Raw genomic sequence first — 21,133 nt, forward strand, 5'->3', positions numbered from 1 at the left:
CGAACTCAAGCGGAACAGACAATGATCTCTCGCGAAAATCACGACCGGATGGCAAATGCAATCCGATTCCTCTCCATGGATGCCGTTGAAAAGGCCAATTCCGGCCATCCCGGCCTGCCCATGGGTGCTGCCGATGTGGCAACGGTGCTATTCTCCCGTTACCTAAAATTCGATCCGAAGGCGCCGCTCTGGGCAGACCGCGATCGTTTCGTCCTGTCGGCCGGCCATGGCTCGATGCTGCTCTACTCGCTGCTCTATCTGACGGGCTTCGAGGATATGACCATCGAGGACATCAAGCAGTTCCGCCAGCTGGGTTCCAAGACGGCCGGTCATCCGGAATACGGTCATGCCTCCGGCATCGAAACCACCACCGGCCCGCTCGGCCAGGGCATTGCCAATGCCGTCGGCATGGCGATTGCGGAGCGCAAGCTCGAGGAAGAGTTCGGCAGCGACCTGCAGAACCATCGCACCTATGTCCTGTGCGGCGACGGCTGCCTGATGGAGGGCATCAGCCATGAAGCCATTGCGCTGGCCGGCCACCTCAAGCTCAACAAGCTGGTGCTGTTCTGGGACGACAACAACATCACCATCGACGGCGCCGTATCTCTGTCGGATTCGACCGACCAGATCGCCCGCTTCCAGGCCGTTCATTGGAATACGATCCGCGTCGACGGTCATGATCCGGATCAGATCGCGGCAGCCATCGAGGAAGCCCACAAGTCCGACCGCCCGACCTTCATCGCCTGCAAGACCGTCATCGGTTTCGGCGCCCCCAACAAGCAGGGTACTCACAAGGTCCACGGCTCGCCGCTCGGCGCCGAGGAAATTGCGGCAGCCCGCAAGACGCTGAACTGGGAAGCCGAAGCCTTCACCGTTCCGGCCGACGTTCTCGACGCCTGGCGCACGGCCGGTGGCCGCTCGGCAGACACGCGCAAGGCCTGGGAAGGCCGTCTGGCTTCGACCGAGGCCGGCAAGAAGTCCGAGTTTACCCGCCGCTTTGCCGGTGTGCTTCCGGGCAATCTCGATGCCGCCATCGACACCTACAAGAAGAAGCTGGCCGACGCTCCTCCAGCCATTGCCACGCGCAAGGCGTCGGAAGACGCGCTCGAGGTCATCAACGGTATCGTGCCGGAAATGCTCGGCGGCTCGGCCGACCTGACGCCGTCCAACAACACCAAGACCAGCCAGATGACGTCGATCACCCCGACCGATTTCTCCGGCCGCTACATGCACTGGGGCATCCGCGAACACGGCATGGCTGCCGCCATGAACGGCATCACGCTGCACGGCGGTCTGATCCCGTATTCCGGCGGCTTCATGATCTTCTCGGACTACTGCCGTCCGTCGATCCGCCTGGCTGCCCTGATGGGCATCCGCGTCATCCACGTCCTGACGCACGATTCGATCGGGGTCGGCGAAGATGGCCCGACGCACGAGCCTGTCGAACACATGGCAGCCCTTCGCGCGATTCCGAACCTCCTGATGTTCCGTCCGGCCGACGCGGTGGAAACCGCCGAATGCTGGCAGCAGGCCCTGAAGGAACAGCACCGTCCATCCGGCCTGGCGCTGACCCGCCAGAATCTGGCGCCGGCGCGCCTGACCTATTCGGCCGAAAACCTCTGCGCCAAGGGTGCCTATGAGCTGATCGCCGCTGACGATGCCAAGGTCTCGATCTTCGCATCCGGCTCGGAAGTCGAACTGGCCGTCAAGGCTGCAGCAGAGCTGAACGGCAAGGGCATTGCGACCCGCGTGGTTTCGGTTCCCTGCGTCGAACTGTTCCAGGAACAGCCGGAGGATTACCGCAAGGCCGTTATCGGTACAGCACCGGTCAAGATCGCCGCAGAAGCCGCAGTCCGCCAGGGCTGGGATTACTTCATCGGCAATGATGGAGATTTCGTCGGCATGCACTCGTTTGGCGCGTCCGGTCCGGCCAAGGACCTGTTCAAGCATTTCGGCATCACCTCGGACGCCATCGTCGCGGCTGCCGAAAAGAAGCTTGCCTGATTTTCCCCTTCGGAGCGCGTCAGAACGCGCTCCGTTTTCCACATCGAGACCTTAGACAGGGAGAGACCTGAAATGACTGTAAAAGTTGCCATCAACGGCTTTGGCCGCATCGGCCGCAACGTCCTTCGCGCCATCGTCGAATCCGGCCGCACCGATATTGAAGTCGTTGCCATCAACGATCTCGGCCCTGTCGAGACAAATGCCCATCTGTTGCGTTACGATTCGATCCACGGCAAATTCCCGGCCACGGTACAGGTCGAAGGCGACACGATCATCGTTGCCGGCGGCAAGCCGATCAAGGTCACGGCGATCAAGGATCCGGCAACCCTGCCGCATGCTGCAATGGGCGTCGATATCGCTCTGGAATGCACCGGCATCTTCACATCGCGCGACAAGGCTGCCCTGCACCTGCAGGCCGGCGCCAAGCGCGTCATCGTTTCGGCGCCTGCCGACGGTGCTGACCTGACCGTCGTCTTCGGCGTCAACCACAACGAGCTGACCAAGGAACACCTGGTCATCTCCAACGCTTCCTGCACGACCAACTGCCTGGTTCCGGTCGTCAAGACCCTGGACGACGTCGTCGGCATCGATCATGGCTTCATGACGACGATCCATTCCTATACCGGCGACCAGCCGACGCTCGACACGATGCACAAGGATCTGTACCGCGCCCGCGCTGCAGCTTTGTCGATGATCCCGACCTCGACCGGCGCCGCCAAGGCCGTCGGCCTCGTGCTGCCGCACCTCAAGGGCAAGCTCGACGGCACCTCGATCCGCGTGCCGACCCCAAACGTTTCGGTCGTCGACTTCAAGTTCGTCGCCAAGCGCGACACGACGGTTGCCGAAATCAACGGCGCGATCAAGGCCGCCGCTGACGGCGCCCTCAAGGGCATCCTCGGCTACACCGACGAGCCGCTGGTGTCGCGCGACTTCAACCATGACAGCCATTCGTCGATCTTCGCCAACGACCAGACCAAGGTTCTGGAAGGCAAGTTCGTCCGTATCCTGTCCTGGTACGACAATGAATGGGGCTTCTCCAACCGCATGGCCGACACGGCCGTTGCGATGGCAAAGCTGATCTAAAGCCATGTTTCGGCGCCCTTCCCTCAAGACGGTACGCTGGCGTCCGCTCGAAGGGGAAGGGCTCGAACACCTGACGATTGGACCAGCCGATGGCATCCCCATCCGTGCCACAAGTGTCCTGATCGGCGAACGCGGCCGCCGCCCCTACGGCGTCCGCTACACCATAGACTGCGATGCGGCCTGGACAGTGATGTCCTTCAGCATCGATACGACCGATGGCCAGCGGCTCGCCATGACATCCGACGGCAAGGGACACTGGCGCGATGCGAGTGGCACCCATCTTCCAGCCTTCAACGGATGTATCGATATCGATCTTGCCGGAACGCCCTTCACCAATACCCTGCCGATCCGCCGCCTTGGCCTGAAGCCGAAGGACGGCACCGCCAAACTCACCATGCTCTTTGTGCCCTTCGATACGTTCGAGCCTTTTCCCGACGGCCAGAACTATACATGCCTCGAAGAAGACCGCCTGTATCGATACGAGGCCGAAGACCGTTCCTTCAATGTCGATCTGCCGGTGGACGAGGACGGACTGGTGATGGACTATCCCACCCTTTTCAAGAGACTATGACCGGAGACCATCCATGACTTTCAAGACCCTCGACGACCTTACCGATATCGCCGGCAAACGCGTGCTTGTGCGCGTCGATCTCAATGTGCCGGTCAAGGACGGCCAGGTGACGGATGCGACCCGCATCGAACGCATCATACCGACCATCCGCGAACTCTCCGAAAAAGGCGCCAAGGTTATCCTTCTTGCCCATTTCGGCCGCCCGAAGGGTGAACCGGTCGCCGACATGTCGCTGTCGCTGATCGCCCCTGCCGTTGAAGACATTCTCGACCAGCGGGTCCATTTCGCTGCCGATTGCATCGGCGAAAAGGCCGCGGCGGCGATTACCGGCATGAACGACGGCGACGTCCTGCTGCTCGAAAACACCCGCTTTCACAAAGGCGAAGAAAAGAACGACGCCGAGTTCACCAAGGCGCTGGCCGCCAATGGCGACATCTATGTCAACGACGCCTTCTCCGCCGCCCACCGCGCCCATTCCTCGACCGAAGGCCTTGCCCGCCTGCTGCCCGCCTATGCCGGCCGCACCATGCAGGCCGAGCTTGAGGCGCTGGAAAAGGGCCTCGGCAATCCGAAGCGCCCGGTCGTCGCCATCGTCGGCGGCGCCAAGGTCTCCACCAAGATCGACTTGTTGATGAACCTGGTGAAGAAGGTCGATGCGCTTGTGATCGGCGGCGGCATGGCCAATACCTTCATCGCCGCCCGCGGCACCAATGTCGGCAAGTCGCTGTGCGAGCATGATCTTGCCGACACCGCCAAGCAGATCATGATCGAAGCAGCGACGGCCGGTTGCGCCATCGTACTGCCGGTCGACGGCGTCATTGCCCGCGAGTTCAAGGCCGGTGCCGACAATGAAGTGGTCGATATCGAAGCGATCCCGGCCGATGCCATGGTGCTCGATGTCGGACCGAAGTCGATCGCTGCCGTCAACGAATGGGTGAGCAAGGCCGAAACGCTGGTCTGGAACGGCCCGCTCGGCGCGTTTGAAATCGCCCCGTTCGACAAGGCCACCGTCGCAGTGGCCAAACATGCGGCAAGCCGTACCAGGAGCGGCGCTCTCGTTTCGGTCGCCGGTGGCGGCGATACGGTTTCGGCAATGAACCATGCCGGCGTTGCCGATGACCTGACCTATGTCTCGACAGCTGGCGGTGCGTTCCTCGAATGGATGGAAGGCAAGCCGCTGCCGGGCGTCGATGTTCTGCACCAGCAGAAGTAAATTGACCGCTTGAGCGAACGCCAATCACCCTTCCAACCCCCGGCCCTGTGCCGGGGGTTTTTCGTTGCGTCGCACCCAATTTTGGATGCAGTGCAAAAATAATCCCAATCTTTCAAACGATTAAATTTATTTTAATCGTTTTAAACAATTTAACTTCCGTTTTCCTTGCCGTATTCTTCTGCTATCCGCGATCCATCAGGACAATCAGGAGAACGCATATGAGCGAAAGACTGGAAGATATTGCAGCCGCCATGGTCGCCACCGGCAAGGGTCTGCTGGCAGCCGACGAATCCACCGCGACGATCGGCAAGCGCTTCGAGACGATCAGCCTGACATCGACGGAAACGTCCCGCCGCGATTACCGCGAGATGCTGTTTCGCGCCGACGACGCGATGAAGGCCTACATTTCCGGCGTCATCCTCTATGAGGAAACCCTGTTCCAGAAGGCAGCCGACGGCACACCGCTCGTCGATGTCATCCGCGCCGCTGGTGCCGTTCCCGGCATCAAGGTCGATACCGGCGCCAAGCCGATGGCAAAGTTTGCCGGCGAGACGATCACCGAAGGCCTCGATGGCCTCGCCGCCCGCCTGAAAACCTATTATGATGCCGGGGCCCGCTTTGCCAAATGGCGCGGCGTGATCTCGGTATCCGATGTGCTGCCGAGCTTCGGCGCCATCAAGGCCAATGCGCAGGCGCTCGCCCGCTACGCCGCGCTTTGCCAGGAAGCTGGCATCGTGCCGATCGTCGAGCCGGAAGTGCTGATGGACGGCGTACCCGGAACCCACTCGATCGAACGCTCGGAGGAAGTGACCGAACTGACATTGCGCATCGTGTTCGACGAACTGAACGATGCCCGCGTCAGCCTGGAAGGCATGATCCTCAAGCCAAGCATGGTCATCGACGGCAAGAAAGCGCGCAAAGCCTCGGTCGCCGAAGTCGCCGAACGTACGGTCAAGGTTCTGAAGCGCACCGTGCCGTCAGCCGTTCCGGGCATCGCCTTCCTTTCCGGTGGCCAGTCCACCGAGGAAGCGACCGCGCATCTCTCTGCTATGAAGGCCGGTTACGACCTGCCCTGGGGCATGACATTCTCCTATGGCCGAGCGCTGCAGACCGAGGCACTGGCCGCTTGGAGCGGCAAGCCGGAAAACATCGCCGCCGGCCAGCGCGCCTTCAGCCATCGCGCCGAAATGTGCAGCCTTGCCGCCAAGGGCGGTTGGAAGAAAGACCTCGAAAAAGCCGCGTAACTATACAGTTACGGAGAGGAGGAAGCCCGGTTCGCGCAAGCGGCCGGGCTTTTACTGTTGCGCAAAGCCATGATGCCCTTTCGATTGTCTGGGTGACAAAAATCGTGTTCGCATGATCTCCGCCTCGCGCTATCCCTGACACGCGGATCAGCCTGGCCAAGGGAAAACCATCATGAACAGCGTTGCCTATGTCACCGTCGATGTCTTCACCAGCGAACGGTTTTCCGGCAATCAGCTGGCTGTCATCCCGGATGCCCGTGGTCTCACGGACGCGCAGATGCAGAACATCGCCGCCGAATTCCGCTATTCCGAAGTCACCTTCGTGCTGCCCCCGCGAGATCCCGCCAACACGGCGCATGTGCGGATCTTCACGCCCACCATGGAAATCCCATTTGCCGGGCATCCCAATGTCGGCACAGCCTTCGTTCTCGGCCGGCAGCGCGATGTTTTCGGCTGTCCAACAGGCGATGTGCTCCGGTTCGAGGAGAAAGCTGGAATTGTCGAGGCGGCATTGATACGCGAGGCCGATGGGCAAGTGACTGGCGCCGGTATTTTCGCGCCGCAGCGACTATCGCTTGGGCCACAGATCGACCGCGAAACCATCGCCCACTGCGCCTCGATCGAGGTAGCAGCGATTTCCCTTGCGGCCCACGCCCCGGTTATCGCCTCTGTCGGCCTGCCCTTTGCGGTCGCCGAACTGGCCGATCTCGAAACGCTTGGCAAGGCATGCCCGAACACCGCAGCCTTTGCCGAGGCCGGGCGGCGTTACTCGCCGGAAGACGATCAGTTTGCGCTGTTTCTCTACATGCGTCAGGCGGAAAACCCGTGGCATCTGCGCGCCCGCATGTTTGCGCCGCTCGATAACGTCATCGAAGATCCCGCAACCGGCAGCGCCTCCGGTGCACTGGGCGCGTTACTGACCTCGCTGCTGCCGGACACAGACGCCGTTGTCGAGCTCACCATCGAACAGGGCGTCGAGATGGGGCGCCGAAGCGTGATCGGCGTGACGGCAAGAAAATCCGGTGGCCAAGTCGACAGCATCCGCATCGCCGGAGAATGCGCCACCGTGATGGGCGGCACGATCCTTCTCTAGGAAGGCCAACCGTACCGGCAGTCCTTACGAGGTAACTTGCTGCATCGCCTTTTCGAGATCACTGCGATCGAAGGGCTTTTGCAGCACCCGCACCTGTTCAAATCCCTCCGCCAGCCCGGCAGCGCCATAGCCGCTGGCAAAGAGGAAGGCTATTCCGCGCTGACGCAGGATTTCGGCGATCGGAAAGGATTGCTTTCCGGCAAGGTTGATGTCGAGAACGGCAAAGTCGATATCCGCAGTCTGCGCCATTTGCAGCGCCGGCTCCAGCCGCATGGCAGGGCCGACCACATCGAAGCCGAGATCCGTCAGGTAATCTTCAACCAGCATGGCGACGAGGGCTTCATCCTCGACCAGAAGGACACGTTTTTTTGCCTGTCTATCCACCGGACACACTTTCCTCGATGGCTCTGAGTGTCGTGTCCAGCGTGAAGAAAAATCCCTCAGGGCCGTAATCGACCCGCGCCGTTCCTCCGAGTTCCATCGGCAGGACCCGCAGGATAAGACGGGACCCGAAACCCTTGCGGTCGGATACGGGCGCGGACGGGCCACCGATCTCGCGCCAGGTGAGCATGAATGCACCGTCATCGCCTGTATTGTTCACCGACCATTCGATCGTCACAAACCCGGTCTCGTTCGACAGTGCACCATATTTGACTGCGTTCGTCGCCAGTTCGTGAAGAGCAAGGGCCATCGACAGCGCCGCCCGGGGTCCAAGCCGGACATGCGGACCTTTAATCCGGAGGCGATCCCGGGCAGGGCCGTCGAAGGCGTCAGTCGATGATGCCACGATGACGGCGAGATCAGCTCCATCCCAGTTTTCGTCGGTCAGGATATTATGCGCTGCCGACAAGGCGAGTATACGAGCGCTGATCGCGCCGCTTGCTTCTTCCATCGAATGCGAGCCACGCAGGGTCTGCATGACGATCGATTGCACGGATGCAAGGGTGTTCTTGACCCGGTGATTGAGTTCGTTGACCAGCAGCCTTTGATGGTTCTCCGCCCGCACCCGCAAGGTCACATCCGATCCCTGCACGAAAATATTGGTCACCTTGCCATCGTCACTCTTGATCGGTTGATAGACGAAATCGAGATATCGCTCTTCGACCGCTTCGCCTGATCGTTGCAGCAGCACTTTTTCGGAAAAACGGCTGACCGCCTGTCCGGTTTCAAACACCGTATCCAGCAATTCGACAAAACCCTGACCTGCGATTTCCGGAAGCGCTTCACCAACTGTTTTTCCAAGGACGTCGCGTTCGCCAATCAGCTTGCGATATTCCGGATTGACCAGTTCGAACCGGTGCTCGGGGCCGTGAAGCATGGCCATGAAAGACGGGGCCTGCTCGAACAATTGCTGAAGCCGCTCATGCTCGGCGGCATTGCGCCGGTCGGCGAGAACTCGCTCCGTCGTCTCCACGACAATGGCGATGACACCGGCAGGTTTGCCGCTCTCGTCAAGCACCGGGGAGTAGTCCAGATCCATCCACACCTGTTCCGGTACGCCCTTGCGGTGCAGGGTAAGCTCCTGATCCCGGTAAGCAAGCTTTCCGCCGGCCAGTCCAACCTTCATGACATTATCGTTGAAATCAGCGACTTCTGGCCAACCTTCGCGCACATTAGAGCCGAGCAGGTCGGGGTGCCGTCCACCGGCAAAGATCGAATAGGCGTCGTTGTAGATCATCACGCCCTGCTCTCCCCAAAGCATGACGATGGGCACGGGAGATTGCAGCAGAAGCGCCGTTGCCGTCTTCAGACAGCCGGGCCAATCACGGGCGGAACCCAGAGGCGTCGATGCCCAATCACAGTCCCGGATGAGCCTGCCCAACGCGCGCCCATTTCCCAGAAACTCGAATTCGTCTTCATCGTTTCGAGCTTCAATCAGTCCAAGGCTCATGGCCAAGCCCTTTCACGCCAACCGCAAAGCAGGTTAAACTGTCAATCGTTTCACTAACGGACGGGATTTAACGCACAATTTTGAAACGGCAAGACTGGCGGCGGCGGGTTTGAAGCAAAGTTTCACGGCCGGATCAGCACCGTTATCATCATCACCGCGATTGCGAACACGGCAATCTTCCAGAAATCGCTGCGACGGCGCAGCCCGGGGAGGTTGAGCGGTTTCAACACCTGGATCAGCATCGCCAAAAGCAGAAGAACCGTTAACGCTTTCGACATTGTTTTCTCATTTGTTGCAAAGAGCTTAAGGACGCTTCCGGCCCGTCACGCGCGCGTCGCTTTTGCGCGCGATCTGGGTTAGAGCGTCTTTTGCATTCTCACTCAATGAAAAATTCCGGCTGGCAATTGCGCAGGCATGGCCTTAGTTTTGTCGGAGCCCGGAACCAGCGGATTTCACATGCGAAAAAACCTTCTTCCTGTCGCCGCACTCTTGCTTGGAACGCTGTTTCTGTTCCTTGGAAACGGCCTGCACAGCCTGCTTTTGCCGGTGCGCGGCACGACGGAAGGCTATTCGACCACATTGCTCGGTCTGCTCGGCACTTCCTGGGCCAGCGGCTTCGTCCTTGGCTGCCTGCTTGCCCCGACGATCGTCAAGCGCGCCGGGCATGTGCGCGCGTTCAGCGGCTTTGCCGCCCTTCTCGCCATCATCGCCCTGTTGACCGGCCTGCTGGTCGATCCGATCTGGTGGGTGGTGCTGCGAGCCTTTACCGGGTTTTCGACGGCCGGCACGTCGATGATCATCGAAAGCTGGCTGAACGAGCGCGCCACCAATGAAAGCCGCGGCGCCATTTTCTCGCTGTATATCGCCATCACGCTGATGGGCGTCGTCGGCGGCCAGTTGATGATCCCGTTCGGCGATACCGGAACGACGACATTCTTCATGATCTGCGGCATCGTCTATTGCCTGGCCATGCTGCCGACGCTGCTTTCGACAGCAGCCTCGCCGCAGCCGCTGAAACAGGTCAGCCTCGACCTGCGCGGCCTCTATCGCAATTCGCCGATCTCCTTCCTCGGCATCCTGCTCGTCGGCATTGCCAACGGTGCCTATGGTACGCTCGGCGCCGTGTTCGGCCGCCAGGTCGGCTTGACCGACAGCAATGTCGCGCTGATGATGAGTACGACGATCTTTGCCGGGGCGGTGATGCAGTTTCCCGCCGGCCGTCTCTCCGACATGATCGACCGCCGTTATGTTCTGGCAGCGCTCGCCGCCGTAGCCGCTGTCGCCGGCACGCTGATCTTCCTGATCGAGCCGACCCATGTGATCATGCTGATCACCCTTGTCGGCATTTATGGCGCCACCGCCAACGCGCTCTATCCGATCGCCGTATCGCACGCCAACGACTTTGCGACGCCCGAGGATTTCGTCAAGATTTCCGGCGGCCTGCTTCTGCTCTATGGCATCGGCACGATCATCGGACCGACCATCGGCGGTCCGATCATGACCGTCACCGGCCCCTACGGCCTGTTCATGATCACCGCTTGCGCCCATGTGCTGATCACCGCTTACGCGATCTTCCGCAGCCGCATGCGCGCCGCCGTACCGGCATCCGAACGCGACGCCTATTCGACGATCAACCCGGGAACGCTGACGACGCCCGAGAGCCTGCAACTGTCGCCTCGCGCCGCACCGTTCGATGAGGAGCCGGCTAGCGAAGAGCCGGAAAGGAAGCCACAATGAGCCTGTTCGACGACGACCGCCCGAAGAAACAGCTGGCCCATGAGATCGGCTCCGACCTCGCATTGCTGTCGGCCGACGAGCTTTCCCTGCGCATCGACCTGCTGAACCAGGAGATCGAGCGGCTGGAAGCAGAGCGGCAAAGAAAGTCGGCAAGCAAATCCGCCGCCGAGAGTTTCTTTCGTTAATAGTTTTGCATGTCGAAGGAACGTCATGACGGCTGGCCATTGAAACTATGGCAACATTTCGCCCTGATTCTGGCCGTCGAAACACATCATTAAGCATTATAATGTATTACTGAGGCATCCGGATCGCTCTGGACTCAGACATTTCACCATAGGCGAATGGTCTGATTTTTCTCCCTGTTTTACCTTGAGAGCCGCTTTTGCGGCTCTTTTTTTGTCTTTTTTTCCACAACTTGCAGAGAATTGTGGAGATTAACCCTTTCTTAAGAATAGGCTTGCGCGGAATGCGCTATGGGATCATGTTCAAGCTATCAAACGGGCGGCAGGAAACTTTTCGTTAACCCGTCCGTTACCTGACCAAGTCGATGCGTTTAACCAGGGAATCAAACCATGTCCGAACGGGGATTGAATACTGTGAGCTTCGCGGGGCATGCTGCATCTTCGGCGCAGTTCAAGGTGCTGTACGCTGAAGGCATGGGCCTGGTTGAAGAAACGGCAAGCTATCTCGACGGCCCCGGCCGCACCGCATCCAAGGTGCTGCCGCGCATGGCGTCGGTGCTCTATGCAGCCGAATCGATGCGCCTCACCACCCGCCTGATGCAGATGGCGTCTTGGCTTCTGCTGCAGCGCGCCGTCAACAATGGCGAGATGAACCGCGAACAGGTCCTGTCGGAAAAGAACAAGGTTCGGCTCGACAGCTTCAATGTCGATCGCACCGCACCGGGCTGGAACGACCTGCCGGAAGGCTTTCGCGATCTGATCGACCGCTCGTTGCGCCTGCAAAACCGCGTCGCCCTGCTCGACCGCGAAATCTACCGCCCGCAGGAAGCCCAGAACTTCCTTCCGGACAACCAGAACGGCGTCAAGGCACAGCTCAACCTGTTGCAGACCGCCTTCGGTACCAACTGATCTCCAAGCCAACAGGCAACAGGACTTACTAACCCGGCCAATGAGCCGGGTTTTTTGTTCCTCTGGCGTTCCTTTAGGGACTACTGCTCGCCCGCAGCTTTCAGACGAAGGACCAATGTCCGGCCACGACGAGCTGCCGTGAGAGCTGCCCCAATGGCAACGATCCACAGCGCCGCCATCAGCACCTGATTGTGTCCGTCCCATAGCGGCTCCAGTATGGAGATTGCCGCCGCTGCCGTGATCGCCGCCATGCGGTGCTGCTTGGCCATCGGACCTGAAAAATCGCTTGGCTGCCCGGTGGCACGGCCGAGTTCGCGGACATAGGCTGTGAGGACGGCAAAGGCACCGGCGGCCCAGCCGAGGCCCGGCATGCCGATGCCGTAGCCGACACCGGCAAAGATCAGGAGATCGGCGACGCGATCCGGAAACTCGTTCCAGAACGGCCCGTCCGGCGCCCCCTTGCCCCCCTCCACGGCGACCATTCCGTCGAACAGGTTGCAGAGCAGCCGAAGCTGGCAAAACAGGATAGCCGAGAGCAGGCAGAGTATCCGCAAGCCGCCCGTGCTCTGCCCGGCCAGCACAAATGCGCCACCGGCCAGCGCTGCCGCCACCATGCTGGCTTGAGAGATCTGGTTGGGCGTAATCGCCCGTGCTGCCAGCCACCGGGCGATGGTTCCGGCCCATCGGGTGTTGCGGCTTGCCAGCGGCCGCCGGTCGCCTGTCTCGGTCATGATCCCGCACCTCTTCTTCTGGAAATCGAATAATTGTAGATCGCCGCATAGCTGGTCGAGACCAGCAATGGCACCGCGATGGTTTTGGCGATCTCCGGCGTGCCGATCAGCGCATGCAACGCGGTCAGCAGGCTTGCCGAGCCCAGGCATGCGATCAGTGGCGGCGCCCAAAATCTCGTGACGCCTCTAAAACGTCTGGACAGAGCGTCAATCACGGATTTCAGGAACAGCGTCAGGCAGGCCGACAGAGCCCCCTGCAGAAGCCCCGAATAGAGCGGCTGCGGCATCGCATGACCGCGATTGGCAAAGAAAGCCCAGCCGCCCATCGCCAGAAAGGCGAACAGGACATGCACCGTGCCGCTGCCTGCCAATCGCCTAAACGTTGCCGTCACGACAGCGACCACCAGTAGCGCACGATGTGGAAGAAGATCGGCGCCGAAAAGACGACGGAATCCAGCCGGTCGATCAGCCCGCCATGGCCTTCGATCAGGTTACCCCAGTCCTTGACGCCGCGATCGCGCTTGACCGCCGACATCACCAACCCACCGAAGAACCCCATGATGGTAATGATGAAGGCAAGGACGCCTGCCTGGAACGGCGTAAACGGCGTGATCCACCACAGCGATGCGCCGATCAGCGTGGCGCTGATGACGCCGCCGGCAAAGCCCTCAACCGTCTTCGACGGTGACAGGTTCGGAGCGATCTTTGTACGCCCGAACAGCTTGCCCCAGACATATTGCAGCACATCGCTCAACTGCACGACGATCACCAGAAAGGCGATCAAAAGCACATTGCGTCCCTCGTAACCGGGTATGGTGAGCGTCAGCAGCGCCGGCACATGCGAGGCGCAGAAAACGCAGATCATCAGCGCCCACTGCACCTCTGCAATACGAATGAGGAACCGCTCGGTATCGCCCCTCAGCACGGAAATGATCGGCATCAACAGGAAGGCATAGACCGGAATGAAGATCGCGAAGATGCCGTATTCCTCCGCCCACAGCAGATAATACTGGATCGGCAGGACGATGAAGAAGGCCGAGGCCAGCGCCCAGTGATCGGCGCGGCGGGTGTTGATCAGGGTGACGAACTCGCGCAGGGCAGCAAAGGAGCAGAAGGCGAAGAGAACGAGCACGCCGACCCGGCCGGCGATAAAGGCGATGCCGATCAGGATGACCATCACCCACCAAGCCTTGATGCGGGCATTGAGGTTGTCCACTGCGGCATTCGGTCCGGTGGCGGCAAAGCGCCGCTGCAGCACGTAGCCGATTGCCGAGGCAAGGATCAGGACGCCGAAAATACCCAAAACCAGGGTCAGGAGGTCGGAGCTTGCCGTATTCATTCGCCGCTTCCCAATGGTTTTGGAGCCAAGGCCAGAAGTGCTGCCTGCGTCCGCTCAAGAAAGGCGTCCTTGCCTTCGTTGGGCGCGATGCGCAGGGCGTCGCCGAAGGTGACGGTGCAGATCAGCGGGATCGGCACGATCTCGCCCTTCGGCATGACGCGGTTGAGATTGTTGATCCACACAGGCACGAGATCGACATCCGGCCGCGACGAGACCAGATGAAAGAGCCCACTCTTGAAAGGGAGCAGCCGTGCATCCGTCTGGTTGCGCGTCCCCTCGGGAAACAGGATCAGCGACGAGCCTTCGTCGATCGCCGTGGTCATCAGCGCGATCGGATCCTGCGTGCGGTTTTCCCGGTCGCGCTCGATCAGCACCGCGTTGAAGACATCGCGGCCGATGAACGTGCTGACTTTCGATTTCAGCCAGTATTCGGCACCGGCCACCGGCCGCGCCAGCTTGCGCAGTCTCGGCGGCAGCACCGCCCAGACCAGAACGAAATCGCCATGGCTGGAATGATTGGCAAAATAGACGCAAGGGCGCGACGGCAGTCCATGCTCCGGCCAGATGGCGCGAACTGCGGTGATCGCGCGGGCAAACAGAACGAAGGCCGCCGCAGCGAACTCCGCAATCATGATCTTCATACTTATCCCACCCCCGTCAGCTTCGTGACGCCGATGAGAACTCTAGCGGCGGTTGCGCCGTGAGGGAAGCCGCCATTGAAGCATCCGGTGCAAAGCCGGCATTTAACCGGTGCGTATCGCTACGCCGGCGGCATTCTGTCGAATTTAGGTAGATCCGGATCAAGGTGGTCCCAGGCATAGCCGCGCACATGGTAAGTCACCGCTTGCGGTTTGTACCGGCTGGGATCGTCAAGGCTGGCAGCGTGCACCGTGAATAGATCCGGCATTGCCGCAAAGGTCAGATAAACCGGCGATCCGCATGTGGGACAAAAGGCGTGACGCTTGATGCCGCCGCTATCGCCAGCAACTTCCCACTCTCTCGCCTCCCCTTCAAGCTTCACCTCGTTCCGGTCGGCGAATGTCATATAGGAGCCGTGCCCCGTGCCACTCCTATGCTGACAGTCCCGGCACTGGCACTCGTTCATGAAAATCGGTTCTGCAGTAATTTCGTAACGGATCGCGCCGCAGGCACATCCACCCTTGAAAGCTGTGTTCATCTCTCTTCTCCTCAAGATGCGGTTGAAAGCAAATAGTGCCCGCGCACGGGCTCGCCCGCGACGTACGCGGGTAGACCGGAACCTCAGTTGGCAGCAGCGTTATGATTTCAGTGACAACGCGAGCGGAGGCCGGCCGGCTTCAGCAAGCAGGTCCGCACAGGGTATCGTCAATGCAGGGACTTCGCCCCCTCCTGTTCGGCCACCACCGCATCGAGGTTCCGGACAACCTTTTTCCAGCCATTGCTCATGTTCTGGTAGGCCGTATCATTCCTCGGCAGTACAAAACCGGAATGAACAAGCCGGATGCGCGTCCCTCCCTCAACCTTGGTCAGCACCCAAGTCACGACCGTATCGAGCGGCGAACCATAGCCGGCATTTCCCGCATGCCCACCTTTCCAGGCATAGGCCAGGCGTTGATTGGGAATGACCTGCAGCACCTGGCAATGGATAACCCCGTCCCATTCACCTGACGGTGTCGTCTTGAAGGTAAAATGCGTTCCCTCGACCGCCTCAAACCCCGCCGGGGCCATCATCCACCGGGCAATCAGATCGCCCGATGTCAACGCTTTCCAGATCGTCTCGGGCGCATGCGGGAATACCTCTTCAAGCACGATGTCCTGCGTATCGGATTTCAATGCGGCACCGGTCATGGATCGATCTCCTTGAGCAGGGTTCTGAGATTGGCAAAGCGGTCGCGCCAGAAGGCACTATAATGGTCCATCCAGTCAGCCAGCGGCTCGAGACCTTCCGGCCTGGCGCGATAATAGACATTGCGGCCTTCCGGCCGCTCAACGACCAGACCCGCCTGCTTCAACGATTTGAGGTGCTGCGAGATGGCGCCTTGCGTCACCCCGCTGCCGCGCGTCAGCTCGACCACGGATATTTCGTCTGAACCGGCGACACGCTCGAAAACGGCGCGCCGCGTCGGGTCGGCAAGAGTTCGCAGGACAGTAGTGATATTGGCAGCTTCGATCATGATGAAACAATAGCATTCGCTAATTGATTAGTCAAGGCTATCGTTTTTGGCTCTACCCGGTTGACGCTCATGCCGCCGTCTTGGGCAAAACGTCCGGTTCCGAGCCCGACGCAAAGGGCAACCCTTCGTCAGCCCATCCGGTAATGCCGCCGATCATGATCTTCACCCGCCGCCCGAGGCGCGCAAGCTTGAGCGCAGCCTGGTCCGCCCCGTTGCAATGTGGACCGGCACAATAGGCAACGAACAGCGTATCATCAGGCCATTCCGCCATGCGCTCATGGGTCATTTCGCGGTGCGGCAGGTGGAGCGCGCCCGGAACATGGCGGCGCGCATAAGCGTCGGGCGAACCGACGACGTGCAGAAGGACAAAATCCTGCTCGCCGGAGCTCAAGGCAGATCCCACATCCGAGCAATCGGTCTCCACCGAAAGACGCTTCAGGAAGTGATCGATGGCGACGGTGGATGGTGCGGCGGGATAGTCGGTTACAAAGCTCATTTTGGCCTCCGTTATGATGACAGGCCAATTCCTAGACCACATCCGGGCGGAGTTGCAGATGGCACTATCGCCATATATACTCAATATCATGCCAAATACACTTCAAGCCTCGTCCGGCCGCAATCCCTTCGTCGTCGCCATCGCCTATGATGGCCTGTGCACGTTCGAATTCGGCGTTGCGGTCGAGGTTTTCGGCCTGTCGCGGCCGGAGATGGGGCCGGACTGGTATCGCTTTGCCGTTGCCGGGATCGACGATGGTGAAATGCGCGCGACAGGCGGCGTGCGATTTGTCGTCGATGGCGGGCTGGAGCTTCTGTCAGAGGCCGATACGATCATCGTTCCCGGTTGGCGCGGCGTGGAGACGCCGGTGCCTGACGATCTGTGCGATGCGCTGAACAAGGCGCATGACCGTGGCGCCCGCATTCTATCGATCTGCTCGGGCGTCTTCGTTCTCGCCGCCGCCGGGCTTCTTTCCGGGAAACGCGCGACGACGCATTGGCGCTACACGGAAACCCTGAAGCTGCGATATCCCGACATTCTGGTGACGCCCGACGTGCTTTATGTCGACGAGGGCAATGTCCTGACATCCGCAGGCAGCGCCGCCGGTCTTGATCTCTGCCTGCACCTGATCCGCCGCGACTTCGGCACGGCAGCCGCCAATACAGTCGCCCGCCGGCTGGTTGTTCCACCCCACCGCGATGGCGGCCAGGCCCAGTTCATCGCGCAGGCGGTGCCAAAGCCCCACGAGAGCAGCCGGCTCGGACCGCTGCTGGATCATATGCGCGCGCATCTGGGCGGCGACCATTCGGTTGAGGCCCTGGCAATGCGCGCAGGCATGAGCACGCGCACGTTCCTGCGGCGCTTTGAGGCGGCGACAGGCGTGACACCGGCGCGCTGGCTCCTGGCCGAGCGGTTGTCGCGCGCACGGGATTTGCTGGAGACGTCGAATGTTTCCGTCGAGACGGTGGCCGAGATCGCCGGTTTCGGAACGACTGCGACATTACGCCATCACTTCCGCAAGCATCTGTCCACGACGCCCGCCGCCTACAAGGAGGCATTCGGCAAGCGTCATGACAAGGCGAAAGACCGCGCAACTCGAACGCAAAAAAGCCCGGCAAAACCGGGCTTTCTCGACAATATCTTCCAGCAGGAAGCTTAGAGGCCGAGGCCTTCGAAGCGCTTCTTGAACTTGGAAACGCGGCCGCCGCGGTCCAGCATCTGCTGGTTGCCGCCGGTCCATGCCGGGTGCGACGTCGGGTCGATCTCGAGGTTCATGGTCTGGCCTTCCGTACCCCAGGTCGAGCGGGTTTCGTACGTGGTGCCGTCCGTCATGACGACTTTGATCATGTGGTAAGCGGGATGGATATCAGCCTTCATAACAATCTTCCTGCAAGTTCCAGGGTCCAATTGTCGCAAGCCATTAGCGGGCCATTGCGGCATGAGGACCGAACACGTAAATGATGCCGAAGACCACTGAAGGGACCACGGCTTCCCAATTTGATGCCGTGCCTATACATGATGGTCATTAGGATAACAAGTACCGCCGGAGAAGACTCATGCGAGTTTTGTAAGCTTCTTCCGGTATTGGAGGTCATGTGTCGAATGAGGTCGTTCAACCGGCGGGGCGAAAGTCAGTCCGCCCGCTGGTCAAGCTGCTGCCGTATATCCAGCGCTATCGCAATCTCGTCATAGGCGCCGGCATTTCACTGGTCGCCGCAGCCGTGACCACCTTGACGCTGCCTATGGCCGTGCGCCGGATGATCGACCACGGCTTTTCCAATTCCGATTCCGGTTTCATCAACACCTACTTCTCGATGCTGATGATCCTGGCGATCATTCTGGCTTTGGCGAGTGCCTGCCGCTATTATTTCGTCATCACGCTCGGCGAGCGGATCGTCGCTGATCTGCGCCGCGATGTGTTCGATCATATCACCCGGCTTTCCCCGTCCTTCTTCGACGTCAATCAGTCCGGCGAGATCGTCTCGCGGCTGACCGCCGATACGACGCAGATCAAATCCGCCGTCGGCGCAACCGCGTCCGTCGCGCTGCGCAACATCATCCTGTGTATCGGGGCCATCGGCATGATGGTCTATACCAGCCCTAAACTGTCGAGCCTGGTGATTGCTGCAATCCCCGTCATCGTCTTCCCGCTGGTGGGGTTCGGCCGCTCGGTGCGGCGCCGGTCGCGTGAAGCACAGGATACGCTGGCCAGCGCCTCGGCCTATGCCGGTGAAGCAATCTCCGCCGCCCGCACCGTTCAGGCCTTCAACGGCGAAGCGGCAGCGCAGGCCCGCTACGGCAGTTCCGTCGAAAGCGCCTATGAGGCGGCGCGCTCCGCCATCAAGGCCCGCTCCATTCTTACAGCCTTTGCCATCACCATGATCTTCGGCAGCGTCGTCGCCGTCTTGTGGTTCGGCGCGCAGGACGTGCTGTCCGGCGCCCTCTCGGCCGGTACGCTTGGCCAGTTCCTGCTCTATTCGGTCTTTGCCGCCGGCAGCCTCGGCGCGCTCTCGGAAGTCTGGGGCGAACTCTCCCAGGCCGCAGGTGCCGCCGAGCGATTGAGCGAATTGCTGGTCGAACAGCCCGAGATCACCGCGCCGGCCAATCCACTGCCGATGCCGGAACCGGCGCAGGGTGCGGTAAGCTTTGACGACGTGCACTTCGCTTATCCGTCGCGGCCGGGCTACAAGAGCGTCAAGGGCCTGAGCTTTGCCGTCAAGCCCGGCGAGACGGTTGCGATCGTCGGCCCGTCGGGTGCGGGCAAGAGCACGGTGTTCTCGCTGCTTCTGCGCTTCTACGATCCGGTCAAGGGCGCGGTTTCCGTCGATGGCGCCGATATCCGCGCCGTCGATCCGGAAGCCTTGCGCCGCCGCATCGCCATCGTGCCGCAGGACGTGACGATCTTTGCCGCCTCGATCCACGACAACATCGCCTTCGGCCTGCCGTCGGCATCGCGTGACATGGTGAAGTCGGCTGCCATTGCCGCACAGGCTGATGAATTCATCGCCAGGCTCGATCAGGGCTATGACACGCAGGTGGGCGAACGCGGCATCACGCTGTCGGGCGGCCAGCGGCAGCGCATCGCCATTGCCCGTGCGATCCTCAAGGACGCGCCCGTGCTTCTCCTCGACGAGGCAACCTCGGCACTCGACGCCGAAAGCGAAACGCTGGTGCAGAAGGCTCTGGATGGCCTGATGCGCGAACGCACGACACTGGTCATCGCCCACCGGCTGGCAACCGTTCTGAAGGCAGACCGCATCCTGGTGATGGACCAGGGCCGGATCGTCGAGGAGGGCACGCATGCGTCCCTCGTCCGCCAGGGCGGCCTTTATGCCAAGCTCGCCCGGCTGCAATTCGACTATGATGCGCCAGAAGCAAGCAATGTGGTCACGCTTGGCTGACGCTGTTAACCGTTAATCTCCTTCCAACGGTTGCCCTGCGGGCTTGTAGCGCTATTGTTGCCCGCAGCAACGTCTTTGGGAGGAGATTTGAATGACTTTGTCTTTATTGAAGCGACGCACGGCTCTCGCGCTTGCGATGGTGGCAGCATCGGCGCTTGCGCTTGGCACCGCAGCGCAAGCACAGGAATTTCCCGATCGCCCGGTAACCCTCGTGGTGCCATTTGCAGCCGGCGGTTCGACCGACGTCGTCGCCCGCATCATCGGGCAGAAAATGGCCGACGATCTCGGCCAGCAGGTCGTGGTTGAAAACGTCGCCGGTGCCGGCGGCAATCTCGGCGCCGACCGGGTGGCACGGGCCGAACCGGATGGCTACACCATCCTGATGGGAACGGTCGCAACCCACGCGCTCAACCCGCTGATCCTGAAAACCAAGCCCTACGATCCGGAAAAGGATTTCGCTCCGGTCTCGCTGCTGGTGCTGGTGCCCAACGTGCTCGTCGTCAATCCGGAACTGCCGGCCAAGACCGTCGCAGAACTCGTCGCTCTCATAAAGGCGGCACCGGAGCAATATTCCTATGCCTCTTCCGGCAATGGCACGCCGCTGCATCTCTCCGGCGAGCTGTTCAAGAAGATGGCTGGTGTCAGCATGCAGCACGTGCCCTACAAGGGATCAGGTCCGGCGCTGAACGACGTGATCGGCAACCAGGTGCCGATCATGTTCGACAACCTGCCCTCGTCATCCGGCCATATCAAGTCCGGCACCTTGCGGGCGCTTGCAGTGACCACGAAGGAACGCGCGCCGTCCTTCCCGGACGTGCCGACCATCGCCGAGACCATCCCGGGTTATGAGACCTATACCTGGAACGCTCTGTTTGCCCCGGCCGGAACGCCGAAGGAAGCCATCGACCGGCTAAATGCCGCGGCAAAAAAAGCGCTCGCAGATCCGACCGTGGCCGAAAAGATGAAAGATTTCAGCGCCACCATCATTGCCTCGACACCGGAAGAACTGGCCACCCATGTCACGGCCGAATTGGCGAAATGGGGTCCCGTCGTCAAGGACGCCAACGTCCAGCTGGATTGATCATA

The 21,133-nt window shown here is 60.7% G+C and carries 24 protein-coding genes; 12 read left to right on the top strand and 12 right to left on the bottom strand.

All coding sequences use genetic code 11. The features are described 5' to 3' along the window. The first annotated feature begins 21 nt into the window (after positions 1 to 21). The 6 genes from tkt to ACP7E6_RS10215 all read left to right on the top strand — a co-directional run bounded on the left by tkt (position 22) and on the right by ACP7E6_RS10215 (position 7,208). The gene (gene tkt / locus ACP7E6_RS10190; protein WP_426229669.1) at positions 22 to 2,004 is read left to right on the top strand and encodes a transketolase; all 1,983 of its coding nucleotides are present in this window, start codon (positions 22 to 24) and stop codon (positions 2,002 to 2,004) included. A gap of 72 nt (positions 2,005 to 2,076) precedes the next feature. Further along, positions 2,077 to 3,087 carry a type I glyceraldehyde-3-phosphate dehydrogenase gene (gap, locus tag ACP7E6_RS10195; protein ID WP_113317129.1) on the top strand — a complete coding sequence of 337 codons (1,011 nt, stop codon included), beginning with the start codon at positions 2,077 to 2,079 and terminating at the stop codon, positions 3,085 to 3,087. 4 nt (positions 3,088 to 3,091) lie between these two features. Then, positions 3,092 to 3,658: a putative glycolipid-binding domain-containing protein gene (locus ACP7E6_RS10200; RefSeq protein WP_426229670.1), complete on the top strand. Its 567-nt coding sequence runs from the start codon at positions 3,092 to 3,094 to the stop codon at positions 3,656 to 3,658. A 13-nt stretch (positions 3,659 to 3,671) separates the two neighbouring features. Next, a complete protein-coding gene (locus ACP7E6_RS10205) occupies positions 3,672 to 4,871 on the top strand; it encodes a phosphoglycerate kinase (RefSeq protein ID WP_426229671.1) in 1,200 nt (399 codons plus the stop codon). A gap of 218 nt (positions 4,872 to 5,089) precedes the next feature. Further along, on the top strand, positions 5,090 to 6,115 hold the full coding sequence (locus ACP7E6_RS10210; protein ID WP_426229672.1) for a class I fructose-bisphosphate aldolase: 1,026 nt from the start codon (positions 5,090 to 5,092) through the stop codon (positions 6,113 to 6,115). 172 nt (positions 6,116 to 6,287) lie between these two features. Continuing rightward, complete coding sequence (locus tag ACP7E6_RS10215) at positions 6,288 to 7,208, top strand: PhzF family phenazine biosynthesis protein (protein ID WP_426229673.1); 921 nt, start codon at positions 6,288 to 6,290, stop codon at positions 7,206 to 7,208. Between the two features lie 24 nt (positions 7,209 to 7,232). On the opposite strand, the gene ACP7E6_RS10220 is transcribed toward ACP7E6_RS10215, so the two are convergent. The 3 genes from ACP7E6_RS10220 to ACP7E6_RS10230 form a co-directional block, all read right to left on the bottom strand. Next, on the bottom strand, positions 7,233 to 7,592 hold the full coding sequence (locus tag ACP7E6_RS10220) for a response regulator (RefSeq protein WP_426229674.1): 360 nt from the start codon (positions 7,590 to 7,592) through the stop codon (positions 7,233 to 7,235). Beyond that, on the bottom strand, positions 7,585 to 9,099 hold the full coding sequence (locus tag ACP7E6_RS10225) for a sensor histidine kinase (protein WP_426229675.1): 1,515 nt from the start codon (positions 9,097 to 9,099) through the stop codon (positions 7,585 to 7,587). The genes ACP7E6_RS10220 and ACP7E6_RS10225 overlap by 8 nt, the downstream gene beginning before the upstream one ends. A gap of 122 nt (positions 9,100 to 9,221) precedes the next feature. Continuing rightward, positions 9,222 to 9,377, bottom strand: coding sequence for a hypothetical protein (locus ACP7E6_RS10230; RefSeq protein ID WP_426229676.1), 156 nt, complete (start codon positions 9,375 to 9,377; stop codon positions 9,222 to 9,224). 178 nt (positions 9,378 to 9,555) lie between these two features. On the opposite strand from ACP7E6_RS10230, the gene ACP7E6_RS10235 reads away from it, so the two are divergent. From ACP7E6_RS10235 to ACP7E6_RS10245, 3 genes are all read left to right on the top strand, one after another. Further along, positions 9,556 to 10,836 carry an MFS transporter gene (locus ACP7E6_RS10235; protein WP_426229677.1) on the top strand — a complete coding sequence of 427 codons (1,281 nt, stop codon included), beginning with the start codon at positions 9,556 to 9,558 and terminating at the stop codon, positions 10,834 to 10,836. Then, positions 10,833 to 11,021, top strand: coding sequence for a DUF1192 domain-containing protein (locus tag ACP7E6_RS10240; RefSeq protein WP_426229678.1), 189 nt, complete (start codon positions 10,833 to 10,835; stop codon positions 11,019 to 11,021). Before ACP7E6_RS10235 ends, ACP7E6_RS10240 begins: the two co-directional genes overlap by 4 nt. Before the next feature lie 387 nt (positions 11,022 to 11,408). Continuing rightward, positions 11,409 to 11,927, top strand: a complete 519-nt coding sequence (locus tag ACP7E6_RS10245) for a DUF1465 family protein (protein ID WP_037099944.1) — start codon at positions 11,409 to 11,411, stop codon at positions 11,925 to 11,927. A gap of 80 nt (positions 11,928 to 12,007) precedes the next feature. Here ACP7E6_RS10245 and ACP7E6_RS10250 read toward each other — a convergent pair whose 3' ends face one another. The 8 genes from ACP7E6_RS10250 to ACP7E6_RS10285 form a co-directional block, all read right to left on the bottom strand. After that, positions 12,008 to 12,658 (bottom strand): CDP-alcohol phosphatidyltransferase family protein, encoded by a 651-nt coding sequence (locus ACP7E6_RS10250; RefSeq protein ID WP_426229679.1) that lies wholly within the window; start codon positions 12,656 to 12,658, stop codon positions 12,008 to 12,010. After that, positions 12,655 to 13,050: a hypothetical protein gene (locus ACP7E6_RS10255; protein WP_426229680.1), complete on the bottom strand. Its 396-nt coding sequence runs from the start codon at positions 13,048 to 13,050 to the stop codon at positions 12,655 to 12,657. Before ACP7E6_RS10255 ends, ACP7E6_RS10250 begins: the two co-directional genes overlap by 4 nt. After that, the gene (locus ACP7E6_RS10260) at positions 13,047 to 13,997 is read right to left on the bottom strand and encodes a phosphatidate cytidylyltransferase (protein WP_426229681.1); all 951 of its coding nucleotides are present in this window, start codon (positions 13,995 to 13,997) and stop codon (positions 13,047 to 13,049) included. The genes ACP7E6_RS10255 and ACP7E6_RS10260 overlap by 4 nt, the downstream gene beginning before the upstream one ends. Then, entirely contained in the window at positions 13,994 to 14,638 is a 645-nt protein-coding gene (locus ACP7E6_RS10265; protein WP_426229682.1) for a lysophospholipid acyltransferase family protein, read from the bottom strand. Before ACP7E6_RS10265 ends, ACP7E6_RS10260 begins: the two co-directional genes overlap by 4 nt. A 119-nt stretch (positions 14,639 to 14,757) precedes the next feature. Then, the gene (locus ACP7E6_RS10270) at positions 14,758 to 15,174 is read right to left on the bottom strand and encodes a GFA family protein (RefSeq protein WP_426229683.1); all 417 of its coding nucleotides are present in this window, start codon (positions 15,172 to 15,174) and stop codon (positions 14,758 to 14,760) included. Positions 15,175 to 15,341: 167 nt separating this feature from the next. Further along, positions 15,342 to 15,824, bottom strand: coding sequence for an SRPBCC family protein (locus ACP7E6_RS10275; RefSeq protein WP_426229684.1), 483 nt, complete (start codon positions 15,822 to 15,824; stop codon positions 15,342 to 15,344). Beyond that, positions 15,821 to 16,150 (bottom strand): ArsR/SmtB family transcription factor, encoded by a 330-nt coding sequence (locus ACP7E6_RS10280; protein WP_426229685.1) that lies wholly within the window; start codon positions 16,148 to 16,150, stop codon positions 15,821 to 15,823. Before ACP7E6_RS10280 ends, ACP7E6_RS10275 begins: the two co-directional genes overlap by 4 nt. Before the next feature lie 67 nt (positions 16,151 to 16,217). Beyond that, positions 16,218 to 16,646, bottom strand: coding sequence for a rhodanese-like domain-containing protein (locus tag ACP7E6_RS10285; RefSeq protein ID WP_426229686.1), 429 nt, complete (start codon positions 16,644 to 16,646; stop codon positions 16,218 to 16,220). 58 nt (positions 16,647 to 16,704) lie between these two features. On the opposite strand from ACP7E6_RS10285, the gene ftrA reads away from it, so the two are divergent. After that, positions 16,705 to 17,805: a transcriptional regulator FtrA gene (gene ftrA, locus ACP7E6_RS10290; RefSeq protein ID WP_426229687.1), complete on the top strand. Its 1,101-nt coding sequence runs from the start codon at positions 16,705 to 16,707 to the stop codon at positions 17,803 to 17,805. Here the strand turns inward: ftrA and rpmE are convergent. Then, the gene (gene rpmE, locus ACP7E6_RS10295; RefSeq protein ID WP_113242022.1) at positions 17,802 to 18,023 is read right to left on the bottom strand and encodes a 50S ribosomal protein L31; all 222 of its coding nucleotides are present in this window, start codon (positions 18,021 to 18,023) and stop codon (positions 17,802 to 17,804) included. The two genes, ftrA and rpmE, sit on opposite strands and share 4 nt — an antisense overlap. Positions 18,024 to 18,241: 218 nt before the next feature. Here rpmE and ACP7E6_RS10300 point away from each other — a divergent pair, with 218 nt between their 5' ends. Both ACP7E6_RS10300 and ACP7E6_RS10305 read left to right on the top strand, forming a co-directional pair. Beyond that, positions 18,242 to 20,047, top strand: coding sequence for an ABC transporter ATP-binding protein/permease (locus ACP7E6_RS10300; RefSeq protein WP_426229688.1), 1,806 nt, complete (start codon positions 18,242 to 18,244; stop codon positions 20,045 to 20,047). 91 nt (positions 20,048 to 20,138) lie between these two features. Beyond that, entirely contained in the window at positions 20,139 to 21,128 is a 990-nt protein-coding gene (locus ACP7E6_RS10305; protein WP_426229689.1) for a Bug family tripartite tricarboxylate transporter substrate binding protein, read from the top strand. Positions 21,129 to 21,133: the final 5 nt, after the last annotated feature.

Origin of the sequence: Pararhizobium sp. DWP3-4 (assembly GCF_049898205.1) — a bacterium.
Taxonomy (GTDB): Bacteria; Pseudomonadota; Alphaproteobacteria; order Rhizobiales; family Rhizobiaceae; genus Pararhizobium.

Bases quoted from the DNA above. Each gene is read 5' to 3' on its own strand.
- tkt (WP_426229669.1), top strand. From the start codon at position 22: ATGATCTCTCGCGAAAATCACGACCGGATGGCAAATGCAATCCGATTC.
- gap (WP_113317129.1), top strand. From the start codon at position 2,077: ATGACTGTAAAAGTTGCCATCAACGGCTTTGGCCGCATCGGCCGCAAC.
- ACP7E6_RS10200 (WP_426229670.1), top strand. From the start codon at position 3,092: ATGTTTCGGCGCCCTTCCCTCAAGACGGTACGCTGGCGTCCGCTCGAA.
- ACP7E6_RS10205 (WP_426229671.1), top strand. From the start codon at position 3,672: ATGACTTTCAAGACCCTCGACGACCTTACCGATATCGCCGGCAAACGC.
- ACP7E6_RS10210 (WP_426229672.1), top strand. From the start codon at position 5,090: ATGAGCGAAAGACTGGAAGATATTGCAGCCGCCATGGTCGCCACCGGC.
- ACP7E6_RS10215 (WP_426229673.1), top strand. From the start codon at position 6,288: ATGAACAGCGTTGCCTATGTCACCGTCGATGTCTTCACCAGCGAACGG.
- ACP7E6_RS10225 (WP_426229675.1), bottom strand. From the start codon at position 9,099: ATGAGCCTTGGACTGATTGAAGCTCGAAACGATGAAGACGAATTCGAG.
- ACP7E6_RS10230 (WP_426229676.1), bottom strand. From the start codon at position 9,377: ATGTCGAAAGCGTTAACGGTTCTTCTGCTTTTGGCGATGCTGATCCAG.
- ACP7E6_RS10235 (WP_426229677.1), top strand. From the start codon at position 9,556: ATGCGAAAAAACCTTCTTCCTGTCGCCGCACTCTTGCTTGGAACGCTG.
- ACP7E6_RS10240 (WP_426229678.1), top strand. From the start codon at position 10,833: ATGAGCCTGTTCGACGACGACCGCCCGAAGAAACAGCTGGCCCATGAG.
- ACP7E6_RS10245 (WP_037099944.1), top strand. From the start codon at position 11,409: ATGTCCGAACGGGGATTGAATACTGTGAGCTTCGCGGGGCATGCTGCA.
- ACP7E6_RS10250 (WP_426229679.1), bottom strand. From the start codon at position 12,658: ATGACCGAGACAGGCGACCGGCGGCCGCTGGCAAGCCGCAACACCCGA.
- ACP7E6_RS10260 (WP_426229681.1), bottom strand. From the start codon at position 13,997: ATGAATACGGCAAGCTCCGACCTCCTGACCCTGGTTTTGGGTATTTTC.
- ACP7E6_RS10265 (WP_426229682.1), bottom strand. From the start codon at position 14,638: ATGAAGATCATGATTGCGGAGTTCGCTGCGGCGGCCTTCGTTCTGTTT.
- ACP7E6_RS10270 (WP_426229683.1), bottom strand. From the start codon at position 15,174: ATGAACACAGCTTTCAAGGGTGGATGTGCCTGCGGCGCGATCCGTTAC.
- ACP7E6_RS10275 (WP_426229684.1), bottom strand. From the start codon at position 15,824: ATGACCGGTGCCGCATTGAAATCCGATACGCAGGACATCGTGCTTGAA.
- ACP7E6_RS10280 (WP_426229685.1), bottom strand. From the start codon at position 16,150: ATGATCGAAGCTGCCAATATCACTACTGTCCTGCGAACTCTTGCCGAC.
- ACP7E6_RS10285 (WP_426229686.1), bottom strand. From the start codon at position 16,646: ATGAGCTTTGTAACCGACTATCCCGCCGCACCATCCACCGTCGCCATC.
- ftrA (WP_426229687.1), top strand. From the start codon at position 16,705: ATGGCACTATCGCCATATATACTCAATATCATGCCAAATACACTTCAA.
- rpmE (WP_113242022.1), bottom strand. From the start codon at position 18,023: ATGAAGGCTGATATCCATCCCGCTTACCACATGATCAAAGTCGTCATG.
- ACP7E6_RS10305 (WP_426229689.1), top strand. From the start codon at position 20,139: ATGACTTTGTCTTTATTGAAGCGACGCACGGCTCTCGCGCTTGCGATG.